Below are 13,633 nucleotides of genomic sequence, written 5' to 3' on the forward strand. Positions count from 1 at the left end.
TGCAGGCGTGGTGCAGGTGGTTGCAGTCTCGTGCAGGAATGGCACAATCCGAGCGCGATTTTGCTATTGAAATCAGGCGGCTACGTGCGCCGCTTAGGATTCGTAATCAGTAGGTCGAGTGTTCGATTCACTTCAACGGCACCAGTAAAATCAAGGGGTTGCAGGATTTTTCCTGTAACCCCTTTTTTGTTTTCTAGCTCGTGTAAGCACTATGTAAGCGGGAACGGTCAATAGTGTGGGCGTTCGGCCAAGGCTTGTGCGGCTGATGCTAGATGAAGTGGACCGGTCTGGAAGACCTTCTCTGTGTTGGCACAAATAGCTGTAACGCGGCGGCGGTTTTGACACTCTTTGGCGCAGGATTTGTCACTGCGCCAAAGGCCATATCAGCCCCGGATTTGTGCATTGATTGTCACGAGCCCCGCTGCCCAGCGGGGCTTTGCTTTGGCGTTAGAACAGGCCACCCAGCGCATCAGGCTCCCAGTTCGTGATAACCAGTTCTCTACTGGTTTCCGGCGCGCCGTGGACGCTGCCAGTGCTGTACTTGATATCCAGACCCTCCATCCAGAATCCCGCAAAAGCCCCACGAATGTCGGGATGGTCATTGATGCTCACCATCACCTTGCCCTTGCACGTCCGCATCGCCTCAGCCAGCCTCTCGTATTGCTCGAACTCGAATGGCACGCCGTAGCCCTCGGTCTGCCAATACGGTGGGTCAGCGTAGAAAAAGGTGTGGCTGCGGTCGTACCGCGTCAGGCAGTCCTGCCATGACAGGTGCTCAATGTTGGTGCCTGCCAGTCGCAGATGCGCAGCGCTGAGGTTCTCCTCAATCCTGCACAGGTTAATCCCCGCTGCCGTGGTCGCCGTGCCGTATGTCTGCCCGACGACTTTTCCCGAGAACGCGTGGTGCTGCAGATAAAAAAATCTGGCTGCGCGCTGGATGTCAGTCAGTGTCTCCGGGCGAGTTGTCTGCTGCCACTTGAACACCTCACGGCTGCTGATGGCCCACTTGAACTGCCGCACAAACTCTTCCATATGGTGCTGCACCACCCGGTACAGGTTCACCAGTTCGCCGTTCACGTCGTTCAGCACCTCGACAGGGGCCGGGATACGGCGCAGGAAATACAACGCGGCGCCACCACAGAACAACTCCACATAGCATTCATGCCGGGGGAACAGAGGGATCAGGCGGTCAGCCAGGCGTCGCTTTCCGCCCAGCCACGGAACGATGGGATTCATGTCCATCGGGAACTCCTTGTGATGGCGTTCCGTGACGCTCGTAATAGAGGCTCGCGGCCTTCAGATGGTTCAGGCACCCACAGCGCGGGCACTTGATAGAGATGGCGATATATTCACCCTCTGCGAGTTTGCGGCCGCAGTGGCCGCATCGGATGTCGTTAATCATTAGCTGCAGTGTCAAAAAACCCGCTAAACTTGCTGCGCTTTCAGGCCTGAAAGTGGCAGCCTCGGGGTGACTTGCAGGGTAGTTCTGCGGGTCAGCTGGCCGAGGTGGCGCTTGCAACACCTCCTCGGTCGCTGCCTCTCTTACGCGGTCCTGTTGATGCGCAGTGCCGGAGGCGAATGCCGGCGCTTTTGCTCCGATTCGAACGCCGCCTGGCAATGATTGGGTTGCCAAAAAAACAGTGTATCCACCACATGCCGCGCCATGCGCCACCCGCGCAGTTGACGATGACGCCAGCAGCGACTGGAGAACGTTTCATCGGCCCAGCCGCCGGGTAGCGTGGCATTGAACAGTTGGTCGACTGCAATGGCGATCTGCAGCAGCCAGCGCATCATGCTTCACTCCCCGGCCATCCGGCACTATAGTCATAGGTAGCCACGGCCTCGGCGCTGTCCAGTGCATCAATGGCAGCATGGTGTGCGCGTTCAGCGGTAAACCCGGCCTGGACATGTCGCATGATTGCATCGCCGATCTGCTTTACATCTTCATAGCTTGCCCTGCGCCACCCGCTGGCCGTCTTGAAATCCACCTCGGCAATCCCGTAGCGCTCCATGTTGGTCAGCACGGAATTGACGCGCTGTTGATCGTCCTGAGCCGTCAGGATTCGAGTGCCGTCCGGCAGTGTCAGCCCTGCGATTTCGTGCTGCCAGCGTTCAGCTGTAACTGCATCCCGTACCTGCCCCCTCAGGAAATCCAGCGTAGGGGGCTGGACACCGTGCTCGGTCTCCACGTATGCATTCGTCACCCATGGCGCAATCCGCCGCGGCACTGACAGCCAGCGCAGAGGCGGTGGAAACCGGCCTGCCGGGTCGATGTTCGTTACCTCGGAGACGGTGCCATCCACAATCAACGCCCAGTATTGGTCAGACATGGTCAGCTCCAATGCACTTGATGCGGACATAGCCAGATACACCGTTGGCACCTGCGTTGGCCCATCCACCGCCGCCGCCGCCTGCGCCATAACCTGCGCCGGTGCCTCCACGTGCCATAACAGTCGTTCCTGCAGTCGTAATCGCAGCCGGCATAGGCCCCCATCCGCCGCCGCCGCCGCCGCCGCCGTGTGACTGCACGCTGTTCCCACCGGTACCATGCGTTAGTGAGCTATCCAGCAAACTGTATCGATTGGCTCCCGCGCCGGCACCACCCTTCGACTCTAAACTTTTGGCGACAGGCGTTTGGCCATTGCTGCCGTTGGTGCCGCCGGAGCCGGATGGGTATTCGGTAGAATTCCCGCCGCCGCCGCCGCCGCCGGAGCCCCCTGAACCGCCATAGTTGCCTCCATAGGCGCCACCACCAGATCCGCCCTGTCCACCCATGGCCGAGATCAGAGTGCCAATGGATGACACGCCACCGTTACCGCCAGTGCAGGTCGGATCGTTCGGTACTCCGCCAGTGCCGCCGCTTGTCTTGGCTATTCCTCCGCTACCTACCGTTACTGCCAGAGTTTGTCCTGCGGCGACGCTCGCTTCGATTTTGTCCGGCCAGCCAGAACCTCCCCCGCCACCATTGACTAAACCACCAGCCCCGCCACCACCAATGACTAGCAGTTCGTAGATTCCACTGACCGGTGCAGTCCAGTTGCTGACACCTGCCGTCGTGAATTCCCACATCACTGTTTCGAGAATGATGACCTTGATTGTGACCGGGGTTTTCCCCCCGCTGGTGGTAACGACATTCACGACAAACGCCACCTCCCGCGCTGCAGGCATCTGCCCCGGAGCTGACATGACCACGATTTCATTGGCAGCGATCCCTGTCGTTTTAGAGAAGGTCAGCCCGGAGGTCTGCGAGTCAATGGAAAAGCTGACAGCGCCCCCCGATGCGTCTGCGGCACTGCGAAACGTGATGTTTGCCGTGGCGCCTTTCCCCATAAATGACGGCACGGTATGAGAAAAATTTGTCACGACCGGCGTCGTGTCAAAACGGCCGTTACCCCAATTGGGCGTAACTGCAGTAACGCCGCCTTTCGGGTATCCGTGAATGCCCTTGTTCACAGTTCACCTCCGTTGGTCACCAGCACATTGAGTCCCTCTGCGCGCTCACTGGCGACACCCAGTGACCAGCCTGGTGCGACGACGAGCGCCAGATTGGTCAGTTCGGTCGAGAATGCCGGCGCAGAGGGGCCGGGCACAGCTGCAGTAACGGGCACTTCACGGAAAAACCGCCAGGTCATGCCGGCGCCGGGCTCGCGCAGAAAAAACCGCACCGCACCGGCCGTCGTGGCGTTCACTGCTGCCAGCTGGATGGTATCGATACGGGCGCCGGCACCGGCGATGTCTGCCGTGTACAGCGTCGAGACCTGACCGGACCCATCACGGGCAGAGTTGGCCATCTGGATCTGCAGCGCAGCATTGATCGGCCGGGAGGCATATTGAGGGGTGGCAGACATGAATGTCTCCTAATCAGATGCAGTTGAGAAAATCGAAATGGCTGCTGCCGCTGATTGCTACCGCATCACCAGCTACAGCACGCGGGTTGAGTAGTTCGCAGCACTGAGTGTCAGCGTTGTACCGCAGGATCAACTCATGGCCAGGGCCGGCAATGTCCGCGATGGCCAGTGCACGGCCACCGAGTTTGGTCACTGCAACAGGGGGGCAGATCACCAATGCGGATCGTTACCTGGCGTCGGGTGTTGGCTGAGCCGGCGCGCACGCGCAGCTCCAGCCCATCGAGCAGTTCGTCAACCGGCGGTGCAGTCGACACGGCCAAGTCGTTTTCGCTGCCTGCAGCGGTACCTGTCGGCTGCGCTCCCCGCTGAAACGCCGCTCGGGCCTCCGCCTGAGACACTGCACGGATGGCCGCTAGCAACTGGCTTACATTGGCAAAATCGGGTTGTGCTCGGCCGCCTGCCTCGATCACATGAATCAGCTCCTCCTGCACCCCATTCAGCCATTCGGCTGTGATACGTGTGCCGCGCTGCCCGGTCGTCGGGTCGCCGTTGTGGAATTGCCCATCGGGTGAATTAATACGGTCCATCAGGTTCTCCAGGTTTCGATGCGGTGACTCAGCGGTGTACCGGCAGTCAGCTCCGGCAGGTGCGCCATTACCGGCTGGGTATGTGGGCTGCCAGTGGCGGGCGGGTTGCCCAGCCATCGGCCGTCCGGCAGCCGCCAGTCATCAAACGTGCAATCCAAGGCGCTGCCTGCCGTGCCGTCACCGGCGATGAGCCATTCCGTCCACCGGGCCGCTTCCGGCACTCCGGGGGGGGCGCCCGGGGCGAGCCACGCACCACACCACGTCCATGCCGGTTTCAGGTCCTCGAATAGCGCGATCAGCCACTCGTCACCAAAATCAGCCAGCGGCTGGCCAGCTTCGGCAGCGCCAGACCAGCTCAGCCGCAGGCCGTGGCCAGCCCAGTCATCGAGTCGTTGATACAGCGGTGCATCCACCCGGGCCTCACCGCAGCATGCAAATGCGTGCGTATGGGTTTCCTGCCAGCGGCCATCCTGTGGTTGCCACAGCCAGACGTCGTGTACACCCGTACCGAACAGCACATCCCCGGCATGTAGTGCATCGACCGTCGTCGGACGCGGTTCGGTGATATGGATTGGCTCCCCCATTGCCGCCGCCAGCCTGGTGAAGTAGGGGATGCTGAGCCCCCCGGTCTCGGCCAGCTTGGCCGCGATCCGTCTCACTCGGTCGGCATCGCTGAGCGCTGCGGCATTCGGCAGCCCCAGCACACGCTCCCAGTCCGGTAGCAGGTCGGGGATCACGCCAGGCGTAACCGCGTTTGCTATCTGGTCGGCGCTGGCATTGGCACAGTCGAGTACAGCGCCCTCGGCCCCTAGTTCTGCGGCCAGCCGTGCCTGTAGCGGCGAATACGATGCCGGGGGCAGTAACAGGGATAGTAGCGTTGCGTGGCTCACAGATCCCGCACCTCAATGCGGCCCGGCATCAGCCAGCGCACTGCCGAGGCATCTGCCACGGCGGTTATATTGGCCGGAGGGGAGACCAACTGGCGGTCCGTCACGCCTGCTTGCCCAGAAATGCGCGTCTCCAGGTGCGAGCGCATTACGCTGTCGCCTGGGTGTAGCTCCGAAAAATACTGCCTAACAGCTGTCTCGACACGATCCACGGCCTCGGCACGCGTTATACCCGACCATGAGATGGCCACCGCGACATCGACATAGACCGGTGTCGGTGCCAGCACCTGAAAATCCCAGCCGGTAACTGGCCGACGGTCGTCGATATAGCGGTATACCTCCGTCAGCAAATCGTGTGATGGCAGCCCGCCGGCACTGATGACGCTGATGTCGACCGTGCCCACGCCACGGCGCAGCGGGTACACATAGGCCGCCGAGACGCCGGCGACTTCCATTGCCCAGCGCCGGAAGTCATATTTGTTGCCGCCTGCCGGCGGTCGGCGGATCAGCTCCAGCAGACGGTCCAGCAGCTCGGCGTCGGTCTCCGTTTCCGTGCCGCCCAGCATTTCGACCACCACGGCCGTGCTGTCGATGCTGACCGGCGTGGTGCGCAGCGTCAGGGCAGTCCCGGCTGCCAGGCGGCTGGCTGTCCCGGCACTGGAGGCCGTCACCGCAATGACAGCTGTGCCATCCTCGCCGATAACGCCGTCTGCCTGTGTTTCATACTGTCGGCCGTCAGGGTGAGACAGCATCAGCGCGGCGGGAATCGGGGCAGACGAGGCTCCGGTAAACCGGATTAGCCCGGATGCTGCGGTGGCCGGACGGCGAAAAATCTGCCGCAGTGCGGCGTGCCGTTCTAGGTATTCCGTGTCGGCGGTGTCGGGGAACAGCTGCCGCACAGTCCATGCCTGGTGCTGGTACAGCCCCTCGACCGCGCTGGCCACCGAGGTGGCGCGGATGAAATAGTCGCTGTCGGGACTGGTATCCGCGTCGGGCTGCTGGTTTAGGATGTCACGCAGCAGAGCAGCCCGAATGTCGGTGAATGCGGGGATAGGGAACGGCATCAGGCAACCCTCGCCGGATGCTTGAACAGGTGTGTGCGGCCGAGCGCATCGACCACAGCGATGTGCAGATCCAACCAGCCGGGGTGCGTCCGGGTAGTCGTGATGGTGATGCGGGTGGCACGACTGTCATCGAGCAGCGGCGCGAGCGCCTGCTCGCTGTACTGGCGGGCCAGCAGGTCGACACGAGAAACATTTTTCTCACGCTGCAGTTCGTGCAGACGCGAACCTAGTGACGGATCAGCCCAATACGCACCTAGCGGCGTCATCAGCCGCAGGTAGACCGCGTTGGCCAGGGTGTCAGTGCGAGAACCGGCGTAGTCGCCGGTTTGTGGGTCGATGAGTGCGTCCATGCCTCGGATTGTCGTGGCATGGGCGTGGGGGCTCTATGTGAACGGGTTCAGTGGGTACAGCTATACGGGAGCATCGGTCATTCCCCCGGAATCACCTGGGTGAACGTGATGTATCAGGCTCTTCCCGCCGGCCACCACATCCCCTGTCGCCGTCAGCCCACCAGTAATCGCCGCACCATTCCCACCCTGCAGCACCATGCCCCCATTACCGCTGAACTGGCCTTGCGCGGTCACCTGCTCGCTGGCCGTCAGCATCGGCGTGTTGAAGTCCGCTTTGTCGCTGGCGTTGACCTCCCACGACTTGCAGTTGACACGGTACACGTCGCACTCGGTCTCGATCACCCGGCCACGCTTCAGCACGATTTTTGCGCCCTCATCGGTGTACAGAGCCACTTCGCCGGCTTCGAGCGCCTTCAGCCGGTAACTGCCGTGCTCGGTGGCGATCACGATGCCGTGGCTGGTTCGTCCACCGATCGGCAGCACCACCGCCATCGTTCCCGGAAGCGGGTTCGAGGTAAAGCCGTAATGCTGGAACAGTTCGTTGTCCTGCAAGCGCTCGCCGGCCAGCCCGTCAGCCTGCACCAGTTGAACATCAGAGCCGCTGCCGACCCGCGTCAGCACACCCCGAAATGCCTGGCGCACGCCAGCCATGGCGCGGCGGATGCGTTTATCGACGTCGGCGATCATTGGCTGACATCCACGGCAACGACGCCGGCGTCGCTCTTGCCGCGCCCCTTCCGGCCACGACGCTTGCGATTATGCGGGTGGGCGTCGAGCACCCACACGCCATCCTCTTTCAGTGTCAGTTGTGTGGTCATGCCGATGCCACGCCCCCCTTGAAACTTGCGAGCCATCAGGAAATACACGCCATCAATGCCATGCGGTTCGCTCAACACATGAATGCGCTGGCCGGGCGCCCACAGCACGCCATCGCTGGTGCGGTGGCCGACGACCTTGGCTGTCAGCGTAAACCCCTTGAGGCGACTATCCGACAAGACCTTGCGTGCCCTGGCACGGGCAATTTCAGCGTTCTCGGCATCGTGGTCGACCACGATCCTGGGGCGATAAACAGTCATGGCGGGATCTTTGACACCGCTTCTTAACGCATGCTTGCCATGCTCGGCCGCAGTTCCGTGCGCCTGACCGAGTACCGTGATGTCCGAATAGCGCTCAGCCATCGAACGCGCACGACGTAGATTGACCACGTTATTACCCTTGCCATCTCGGCGCAGGATCAGACTGGCTACCGGCGGTTGGGTGTAGTCAGGGCCACCGACTACCAGCGTGCCGTCGGGCTCAAACCACGGCCACAGCCCGTTCGCCTCGGCGGCATGCACCAGCGTTTCCCAGGCGGTGTCGCCGGGTTCGACGTTGACCTTCTCGCTGGTCCGCGTCGATGCTGCATCAATACGGATGCGGCTGATGCCCAGCGGCCTGACGACATTGGCGATCACTTCGGCCAGCGTCGATTGCTTGGTGACGAAAACTGGCGATGAGCAGTCGACCAGGACAGCCGCACCATCCCTCCCGGAAATGCTCAGCGTATGGCTATCATGGCCGATGGCATCCTCGACATCGTCGATACGGCCCGTCATGACCGTATCCGCGCCGATACGGACCTGGACCGCTGCGCCAATATCAACAATGGGTGGGAACTCGCCGGCCGGCATGCCGAGATCGACACGCCACGCATCGGCCGGAATCAGCAGATCACTGTCGATCTCATAGCGGCTCCACTGGCTGTGGACCCGGCCGCCGATCAGCAGCGACACGGTGTTATCTGGCGTAGGCATACAGGGCATCTCCTGGCATCAGTCGGTTGGGGTTGACTATCTGTGGGTTCAGCCGGGCAAGCTCGCCGGCGCGGCTGTAGTCGCCATACCAGCGGAACGCGATCAGGTGCAGATTGCCTGGTGCCTCGACGCGGCGCGTGACCAGTGGAGGCAACGCCTCAATGACGGCTGCTGCGGCCTGCTGGATACCCAGCGCCGTCGTGCGCAGCGCCTCGATCACCGGGCGGGCCTCTTCAATCGGCAGCAGGTCGCGCCAGGCATCGATGCTTGCCTGCAGCGATTCGCGCACGTCATTGCTGATCTGCTCGATCTCGACCGGAGATAGTGTCGGCTCCTCGGTCTCGTCGGTAAAAATGCTGGCAGCGGTTTCGGCCAGCTCAGTGGCGACCACGGTCTGCACCAAGGCAGTGACCAGTGCAACGTGCGCAGGCTCGGCGGGCATCCCGCCAGAACTGCCGCCAGACGACCTGCTACCTGGCGTCCCGCCAGAACTGCCGCCAGACGAGTTGCTACCTGGCGTCCCGCCAGAACTGCCGCCAGACGAGCCGCTACCTGGCGTCCCACCTGAACTGCCGCCAGACGAGCCGCTACCTGGCGTCCCACCTGAACTGCCGCCAGACGAGCTGCTGCCTGGCGTCCCGCCCGAACTGCCGCCAGACGAGCTGCTGCCTGGCGTCCCGCCTGAACTACCCCCAGACAAACTGGAGATCGAACGCGGCAACTGCACGACCGATTTGAGCTGCCCGACCAACGATTTCCAGTCCGACTTCAGTGTGCTAATGCCGAACCCTCTCAGATTTGCCAGACCACTGACCATGCCGACTAGGTCACCAGCAAACGCGCGCGGGAAATTCAGCAGATCCAGACCGCTGCCGATGAACCCGGTAATCTGACTGCGGATAGCGCCCAGCGTGCCAGTCAGCACGCCACGCAGTGCCGTCAGCGGCGACAACATCCCGCTGGCCATGCTCTTGAGGCTGCCCAACTTGCCGGCAAATGCCGAGATCGCGCTCAGCCGTGCGGTGCCAGCCAGCAGGCTCACGGCAGCCGCTCGCTGCGCCGGCAACTGCCGAACGAAGAACGGGTTGCCCGGTGTGGCGTCGATAAACTGCAGGTCGACCGTGCAGTAATCAGGCGAGTCGGCATCGTGACCAATGCTGTAGCTCAGCAACTGTGCGTGTTTGATACTACCGAAAACCGGATGGATCAACTCGCCCTGGCCCGGCCTGTCCAGCTCGGAGATAAATTTCTGTAGGCGAGTTTCATAGTCAGTGCCATAGAAAATCGCACTAATTTGAATCTGCCGAGCCTTGCGGCCGAGATCCTCGACGTCGGCGCCGTCCTTATATGGATACTCGTGGCTGGTGGTGTCGCGCTGGGCGTTATCCTGCGTCCGCATACAGTCGAACACCACACCCCGAAACGAGGCGTCGAGCAGAGTTTTTTCCCAGGACACTATTGCCTCCGTGACGCGACTGTTTGGTGTTGATCAATGGCGGCAATCAGATCCCCGCCCGACATTCGCAGTTCGCCCTTGACATACACGGTCTGCGGCGTACTGGCAGCGGCCTGCATTTTTGTCGCAGCGGCGTCCAGCCGGGCTGCGTAGGCACTGCTCTGACCCGGCGCCGGTGTCAGTTGAGGCAGCGGAGCCACAGGGTTAGGTACATTCCGGTTGGTGGCATTCAGGTCCATACCAAACCGGGATTTGACCTGGTTGCGAGTGGCATTCGCACGATCCTCATCGGTAATACGCGATCCGACCGCCGCCAGCACGCCACCAAATGTGGTGGCAGCGATGATGGGCGCCACGCCGATTGAGGCTGCCGCAGAGGCGGCAGCTGGCAGGGCTTGTGCGGCAACTGCGCCGGCAGCTGGCAGCGCCCTCGCCGCCGCCGCGCCACCGAGTTTTCCGCCCAGGATATTTGCCAGGCCACCGACAGCAGCGGCCGCCGTGAGCGCATTTAGTGCGACGGTCGCACCAGTGATGGAGGCCGTCAGTCCAGGATATTGAGCGCCATATTCAGCCAGCCGGCTGGCGACATCGCCCACGACACTATTCAGTGCCCCCAGGGAGTCATACTGCCCTTGATCTTTAACATTTTCGGCCTGCTGGAATTTAAACCCGGCTTGTTCTTTGATGAAAAGCTGATTGGTCTCTACATCCTGCGCGCCCCCTTTTAGAATGCCGCTCTTCATATCCTGATAGGCTTTGGGGTCAAAAAGCATAGGCAGTAGTGCCAGCATTGCCTGGCGATCTTGGATCGTTTTCCCTACTCCTCGTGCCTGCAGGATGTCCGCCATGCTGCCGTATGTAGCCGATTTATCCTTATCGGTTTTGGCATCGCTTGCCATTTTTCTCAGTCGAGTGAATTCTTTGTCGCTTTCAGCAACCTTACGCACCAAACGTGTGAATGCCTCGACTGGATCAACACCCTCTTGGCGGGCCTTGGCCAGAGTGCCATATAAGTCGATTCCCTTTTCCCCTTTTCGCTTATCTCCAAACGACTTAGCGCTGATTTTTTTCATATCGACAGCGGTGTCTGCGGAGGTAATTTTCTGCAGGAAATTCACCACATTATTGCCTGCCTCGTCAGAACTACCCGCTGATGTAACTGCCAACTGACTGACTGCTAAAATTGATGCCAGACCGTCCGTGCCACGCAACCCGGATAATCCACCCATTGCCAACATTTTGGGCAACCAAATGGCCATATCTTTCAGCTCATGACCGCCCATCTGCCCAGCCTTGAGCGCCATGCCCAGTGCCTTCGGGATCTGTTCGACAGGAATCTTTGCGTTCTGTACCGCCGCCATGACGACATCGGTCATTTCATCAGCACTGGACCCTGCCGCCGTTGCCGCCCGGCTAATCATCGGCAGCAGCTGCCCAGCCTCTTTGGGAGAAAAAATTCCCCGCGCAATCAATTTGTCGAGCGCAGCAGCGTTGTCGTCGCGCGTACCGCCTTCGAGCGTAGCTGTCCGGATGTAACCTTCCAGTTGCGTTTTGCCGGTACGCCGCCGCTGCAGTTGCTCATCGACCGACAACCGGCGGCCATCAATCTCTGTTTCGTTGAATGCGGTATTGGCCATATGGGCCAGTCGCATGTCGTAGCTGGCTACCCGGCGCATGGGGGTAGCCATTACTGCTGCACCAGCCGCCCCACCTGCCAGCGCAGTTCCGTATGCCTGCAGGCTACGGCCACCGACCGTCATTGCCCCTCTGGCGGTGGTAGCTACAGCTCGCATGGCCCGTTCGGCGGCCTGGGCCTGACTCGCCATTTGCCGCAGTCCATCAATCGTGCGCGAGGGCGCAGGGCTACGGCCGAGGGCCTGTGCCCGATTGGTCGTGGTGCCCAGTGCCTGCTCGGCAATTTTGCTCTGCCTGGCCAGCTCTAGCATGGCGCGTGAGACACCCTGTGGCGCCTGTGCTGCCCCCCCTATCGCCTGAACCGCTTTTGTTGTACCACTGACGATCTGGCTAGTGGATTTACCCTGAGTGGCCAGATCCTGCAATGCGCGCGATACCGCCTGCGGTGCTCTGGCCGTTTGTGCCAGGCCAGTGCCAGCGGTGGCGACACCGGTCACCGCCTGGGCTGCGCGCTGACTGCGCTGGGACAGCGTGTCAAACGCTCGTGTGGCAGTGCCAGACAACTGGTCCCGGAACCTGATGGTCAGGGACGTTTCCAGATTGCGGGCCATTAGGTCTTTCTACGCTGACTGACAATACGGCGCTCGCCGGACGGGCTAACCGGCCGGGAGGTGCCGTTGAGATGGCCGATGGCCGACAGGTAGCCGTCGAGTTCGGCGAGTGTCAGGCGGCGGATGCGGGCCTCGTCAAACCCGTGTCGGCCGAGCACGATGACAGCGCGCCGGTATCCTGCGAGCTGGCGCTCGACCGCATCCGCTTTTTTTTGAGCTGTGCCCATGCCGCATTGATGAGGTCGTAGTCATCGGGCTCCAGCGTGCGTGCGAGCAGATCAAACGTGATTTCCGTGGCCGGAATGCCGCCCAGTCGTACGAGGCATTCGGCCATCATGGCGACGGACAGCGTCAGTGCGCTGCCGTCCGGGTGTGCCTCCAGCGCATGGATGTTGTCGCCAATGGCCGCCATCCGCAGCTCGAATTCGTAGTGCATCTGACCAGATTCAGCCGGCCACTCGATGCCATACAACAGGGAATCGGTTTCAGTCATCATTATTCGGCGACCTTTCTCAACGATTGCAGTTTGATGTCACGTTTTGCCTCGTTGTCCGTGTCATATTTCTCACCGACTTCCAGACTGAAACAATCCAGGTACGACTCGCGCGCGCCGCCGGGGCTGAGCGGGTAGACCGTCAATTTGGCACCCTCGATACCCGCCCAATCGAGATCACCAGACAGCGGGATCGCCACCGTGGCCGACAGCTCGTACTCGGCAATGCCTCGGGCAAAGCCCTTGGCACGCCCCGTTTTATTCATGGTCTTGACCAACTTGCGACCGGTCTTGGTGCTGACACTGAGGTCAATGACTTCGACTTCCTTGCCGTCGACTTCCAGCACGATCGAGCCGGCGTATTCCTGTATTGCCATGGGGTGGTTCTCCTTTACAGCAGCAGGTCGATGCGACCGGCGAACACGTGCAGACCGTTGACCACGTCGACCGGGATCTTGGCGTCGAGGCGGTTCACGTCCTGGCTGTCACGTTCGACGATCAGGCCGGCCTTGTTGGCATCCACCGCTTCGACGATTTCCAGCTCTTCCAGCTTGTAGAGCACGTCCAGCAGTTCGGAGCGGACCTTGTCCGGCGTGCGTTCGCTGAGCTTTTCGCGCGGGAAGCGCAGGCTGATGCGTTCGCGGCAGGCCTTGCGGACGTAGTCCAGGGTGCGGATGGTGGTGATGTCGAGCAGCGCCACGTCGTCGACGCCTTGCGGGTCGCGGGTGTAGGTGCTGATGGCGCGCACGATCTGCACGCGGTCGCCGGGGCCGATCTCCAGCGGGGTCAGGCCGTTGTACAGCGCGTTCTCCTGCTCGGTACGGCTCGGCCACTGGTGAATGCCGGTCACGTCCAGGCCCTTGATTTCCAGGGTGTTCAGCGGGCGGGCCGGGTCTTCCTCGAAGGCGA

General features: G+C 61.5%; 17 protein-coding genes. All 17 read right to left on the reverse strand.

Translation table 11 applies throughout. From position 1 onward, the window contains the following. Window positions 1-447: 447 nt before the first annotated feature. Window positions 448-1,242 carry a DNA adenine methylase gene (locus Q352_RS0104545; RefSeq protein WP_028498312.1) on the reverse strand — a complete coding sequence of 265 codons (795 nt, stop codon included), beginning with the start codon at window positions 1,240-1,242 and terminating at the stop codon, window positions 448-450. Continuing rightward, a complete protein-coding gene (locus Q352_RS22685) occupies window positions 1,190-1,402 on the reverse strand; it encodes a Com family DNA-binding transcriptional regulator (RefSeq protein WP_084299874.1) in 213 nt (70 codons plus the stop codon). The genes Q352_RS0104545 and Q352_RS22685 overlap by 53 nt, the downstream gene beginning before the upstream one ends. A 140-nt stretch (window positions 1,403-1,542) precedes the next feature. Next, the gene (locus tag Q352_RS0104550; protein ID WP_028498313.1) at window positions 1,543-1,794 is read right to left on the reverse strand and encodes a hypothetical protein; all 252 of its coding nucleotides are present in this window, start codon (window positions 1,792-1,794) and stop codon (window positions 1,543-1,545) included. Beyond that, complete coding sequence (locus Q352_RS0104555) at window positions 1,791-2,330, reverse strand: DUF4376 domain-containing protein (protein ID WP_036385245.1); 540 nt, start codon at window positions 2,328-2,330, stop codon at window positions 1,791-1,793. The genes Q352_RS0104550 and Q352_RS0104555 overlap by 4 nt, the downstream gene beginning before the upstream one ends. Next, window positions 2,323-3,453, reverse strand: coding sequence for a glycine-rich domain-containing protein (locus Q352_RS23225; RefSeq protein ID WP_156952469.1), 1,131 nt, complete (start codon window positions 3,451-3,453; stop codon window positions 2,323-2,325). Before Q352_RS23225 ends, Q352_RS0104555 begins: the two co-directional genes overlap by 8 nt. Beyond that, a complete protein-coding gene (locus Q352_RS0104565; RefSeq protein ID WP_028498316.1) occupies window positions 3,450-3,848 on the reverse strand; it encodes a hypothetical protein in 399 nt (132 codons plus the stop codon). Before Q352_RS0104565 ends, Q352_RS23225 begins: the two co-directional genes overlap by 4 nt. A 134-nt stretch (window positions 3,849-3,982) precedes the next feature. After that, a complete protein-coding gene (locus tag Q352_RS23230) occupies window positions 3,983-4,435 on the reverse strand; it encodes a hypothetical protein (RefSeq protein ID WP_156952470.1) in 453 nt (150 codons plus the stop codon). Next, window positions 4,435-5,325, reverse strand: coding sequence for a putative phage tail protein (locus tag Q352_RS22175; RefSeq protein WP_084299843.1), 891 nt, complete (start codon window positions 5,323-5,325; stop codon window positions 4,435-4,437). Before Q352_RS22175 ends, Q352_RS23230 begins: the two co-directional genes overlap by 1 nt. Next, window positions 5,322-6,386 carry a baseplate J/gp47 family protein gene (locus tag Q352_RS0104575; protein ID WP_028498317.1) on the reverse strand — a complete coding sequence of 355 codons (1,065 nt, stop codon included), beginning with the start codon at window positions 6,384-6,386 and terminating at the stop codon, window positions 5,322-5,324. The genes Q352_RS22175 and Q352_RS0104575 overlap by 4 nt, the downstream gene beginning before the upstream one ends. Further along, complete coding sequence (locus Q352_RS0104580) at window positions 6,386-6,736, reverse strand: phage GP46 family protein (protein ID WP_028498318.1); 351 nt, start codon at window positions 6,734-6,736, stop codon at window positions 6,386-6,388. The genes Q352_RS0104575 and Q352_RS0104580 overlap by 1 nt, the downstream gene beginning before the upstream one ends. Window positions 6,737-6,796: 60 nt before the next feature. Then, the gene (locus Q352_RS0104585; protein WP_028498319.1) at window positions 6,797-7,423 is read right to left on the reverse strand and encodes a phage baseplate assembly protein V; all 627 of its coding nucleotides are present in this window, start codon (window positions 7,421-7,423) and stop codon (window positions 6,797-6,799) included. Then, complete coding sequence (locus Q352_RS0104590) at window positions 7,420-8,508, reverse strand: phage baseplate assembly protein (RefSeq protein ID WP_211249600.1); 1,089 nt, start codon at window positions 8,506-8,508, stop codon at window positions 7,420-7,422. The genes Q352_RS0104585 and Q352_RS0104590 overlap by 4 nt, the downstream gene beginning before the upstream one ends. Window positions 8,509-8,512: 4 nt before the next feature. Continuing rightward, complete coding sequence (locus tag Q352_RS0104595; protein ID WP_028498321.1) at window positions 8,513-9,985, reverse strand: DNA circularization protein; 1,473 nt, start codon at window positions 9,983-9,985, stop codon at window positions 8,513-8,515. Next, on the reverse strand, window positions 9,985-12,231 hold the full coding sequence (locus Q352_RS0104600) for a phage tail tape measure protein (protein WP_028498322.1): 2,247 nt from the start codon (window positions 12,229-12,231) through the stop codon (window positions 9,985-9,987). Before Q352_RS0104600 ends, Q352_RS0104595 begins: the two co-directional genes overlap by 1 nt. Before the next feature lie 112 nt (window positions 12,232-12,343). Continuing rightward, window positions 12,344-12,727: a hypothetical protein gene (locus Q352_RS0104605; RefSeq protein ID WP_036385249.1), complete on the reverse strand. Its 384-nt coding sequence runs from the start codon at window positions 12,725-12,727 to the stop codon at window positions 12,344-12,346. Then, window positions 12,727-13,101 carry a hypothetical protein gene (locus Q352_RS0104610; RefSeq protein WP_028498324.1) on the reverse strand — a complete coding sequence of 125 codons (375 nt, stop codon included), beginning with the start codon at window positions 13,099-13,101 and terminating at the stop codon, window positions 12,727-12,729. The genes Q352_RS0104605 and Q352_RS0104610 overlap by 1 nt, the downstream gene beginning before the upstream one ends. A 14-nt stretch (window positions 13,102-13,115) precedes the next feature. After that, window positions 13,116-13,633: phage tail sheath C-terminal domain-containing protein (locus Q352_RS19835; RefSeq protein ID WP_036385361.1), on the reverse strand; the 518-nt coding region annotated here is incomplete at its 5' end.

The organism is Microvirgula aerodenitrificans DSM 15089 (assembly GCF_000620105.1).
In the GTDB taxonomy this organism is placed as follows: domain Bacteria; phylum Pseudomonadota; class Gammaproteobacteria; order Burkholderiales; family Aquaspirillaceae; genus Microvirgula; species Microvirgula aerodenitrificans.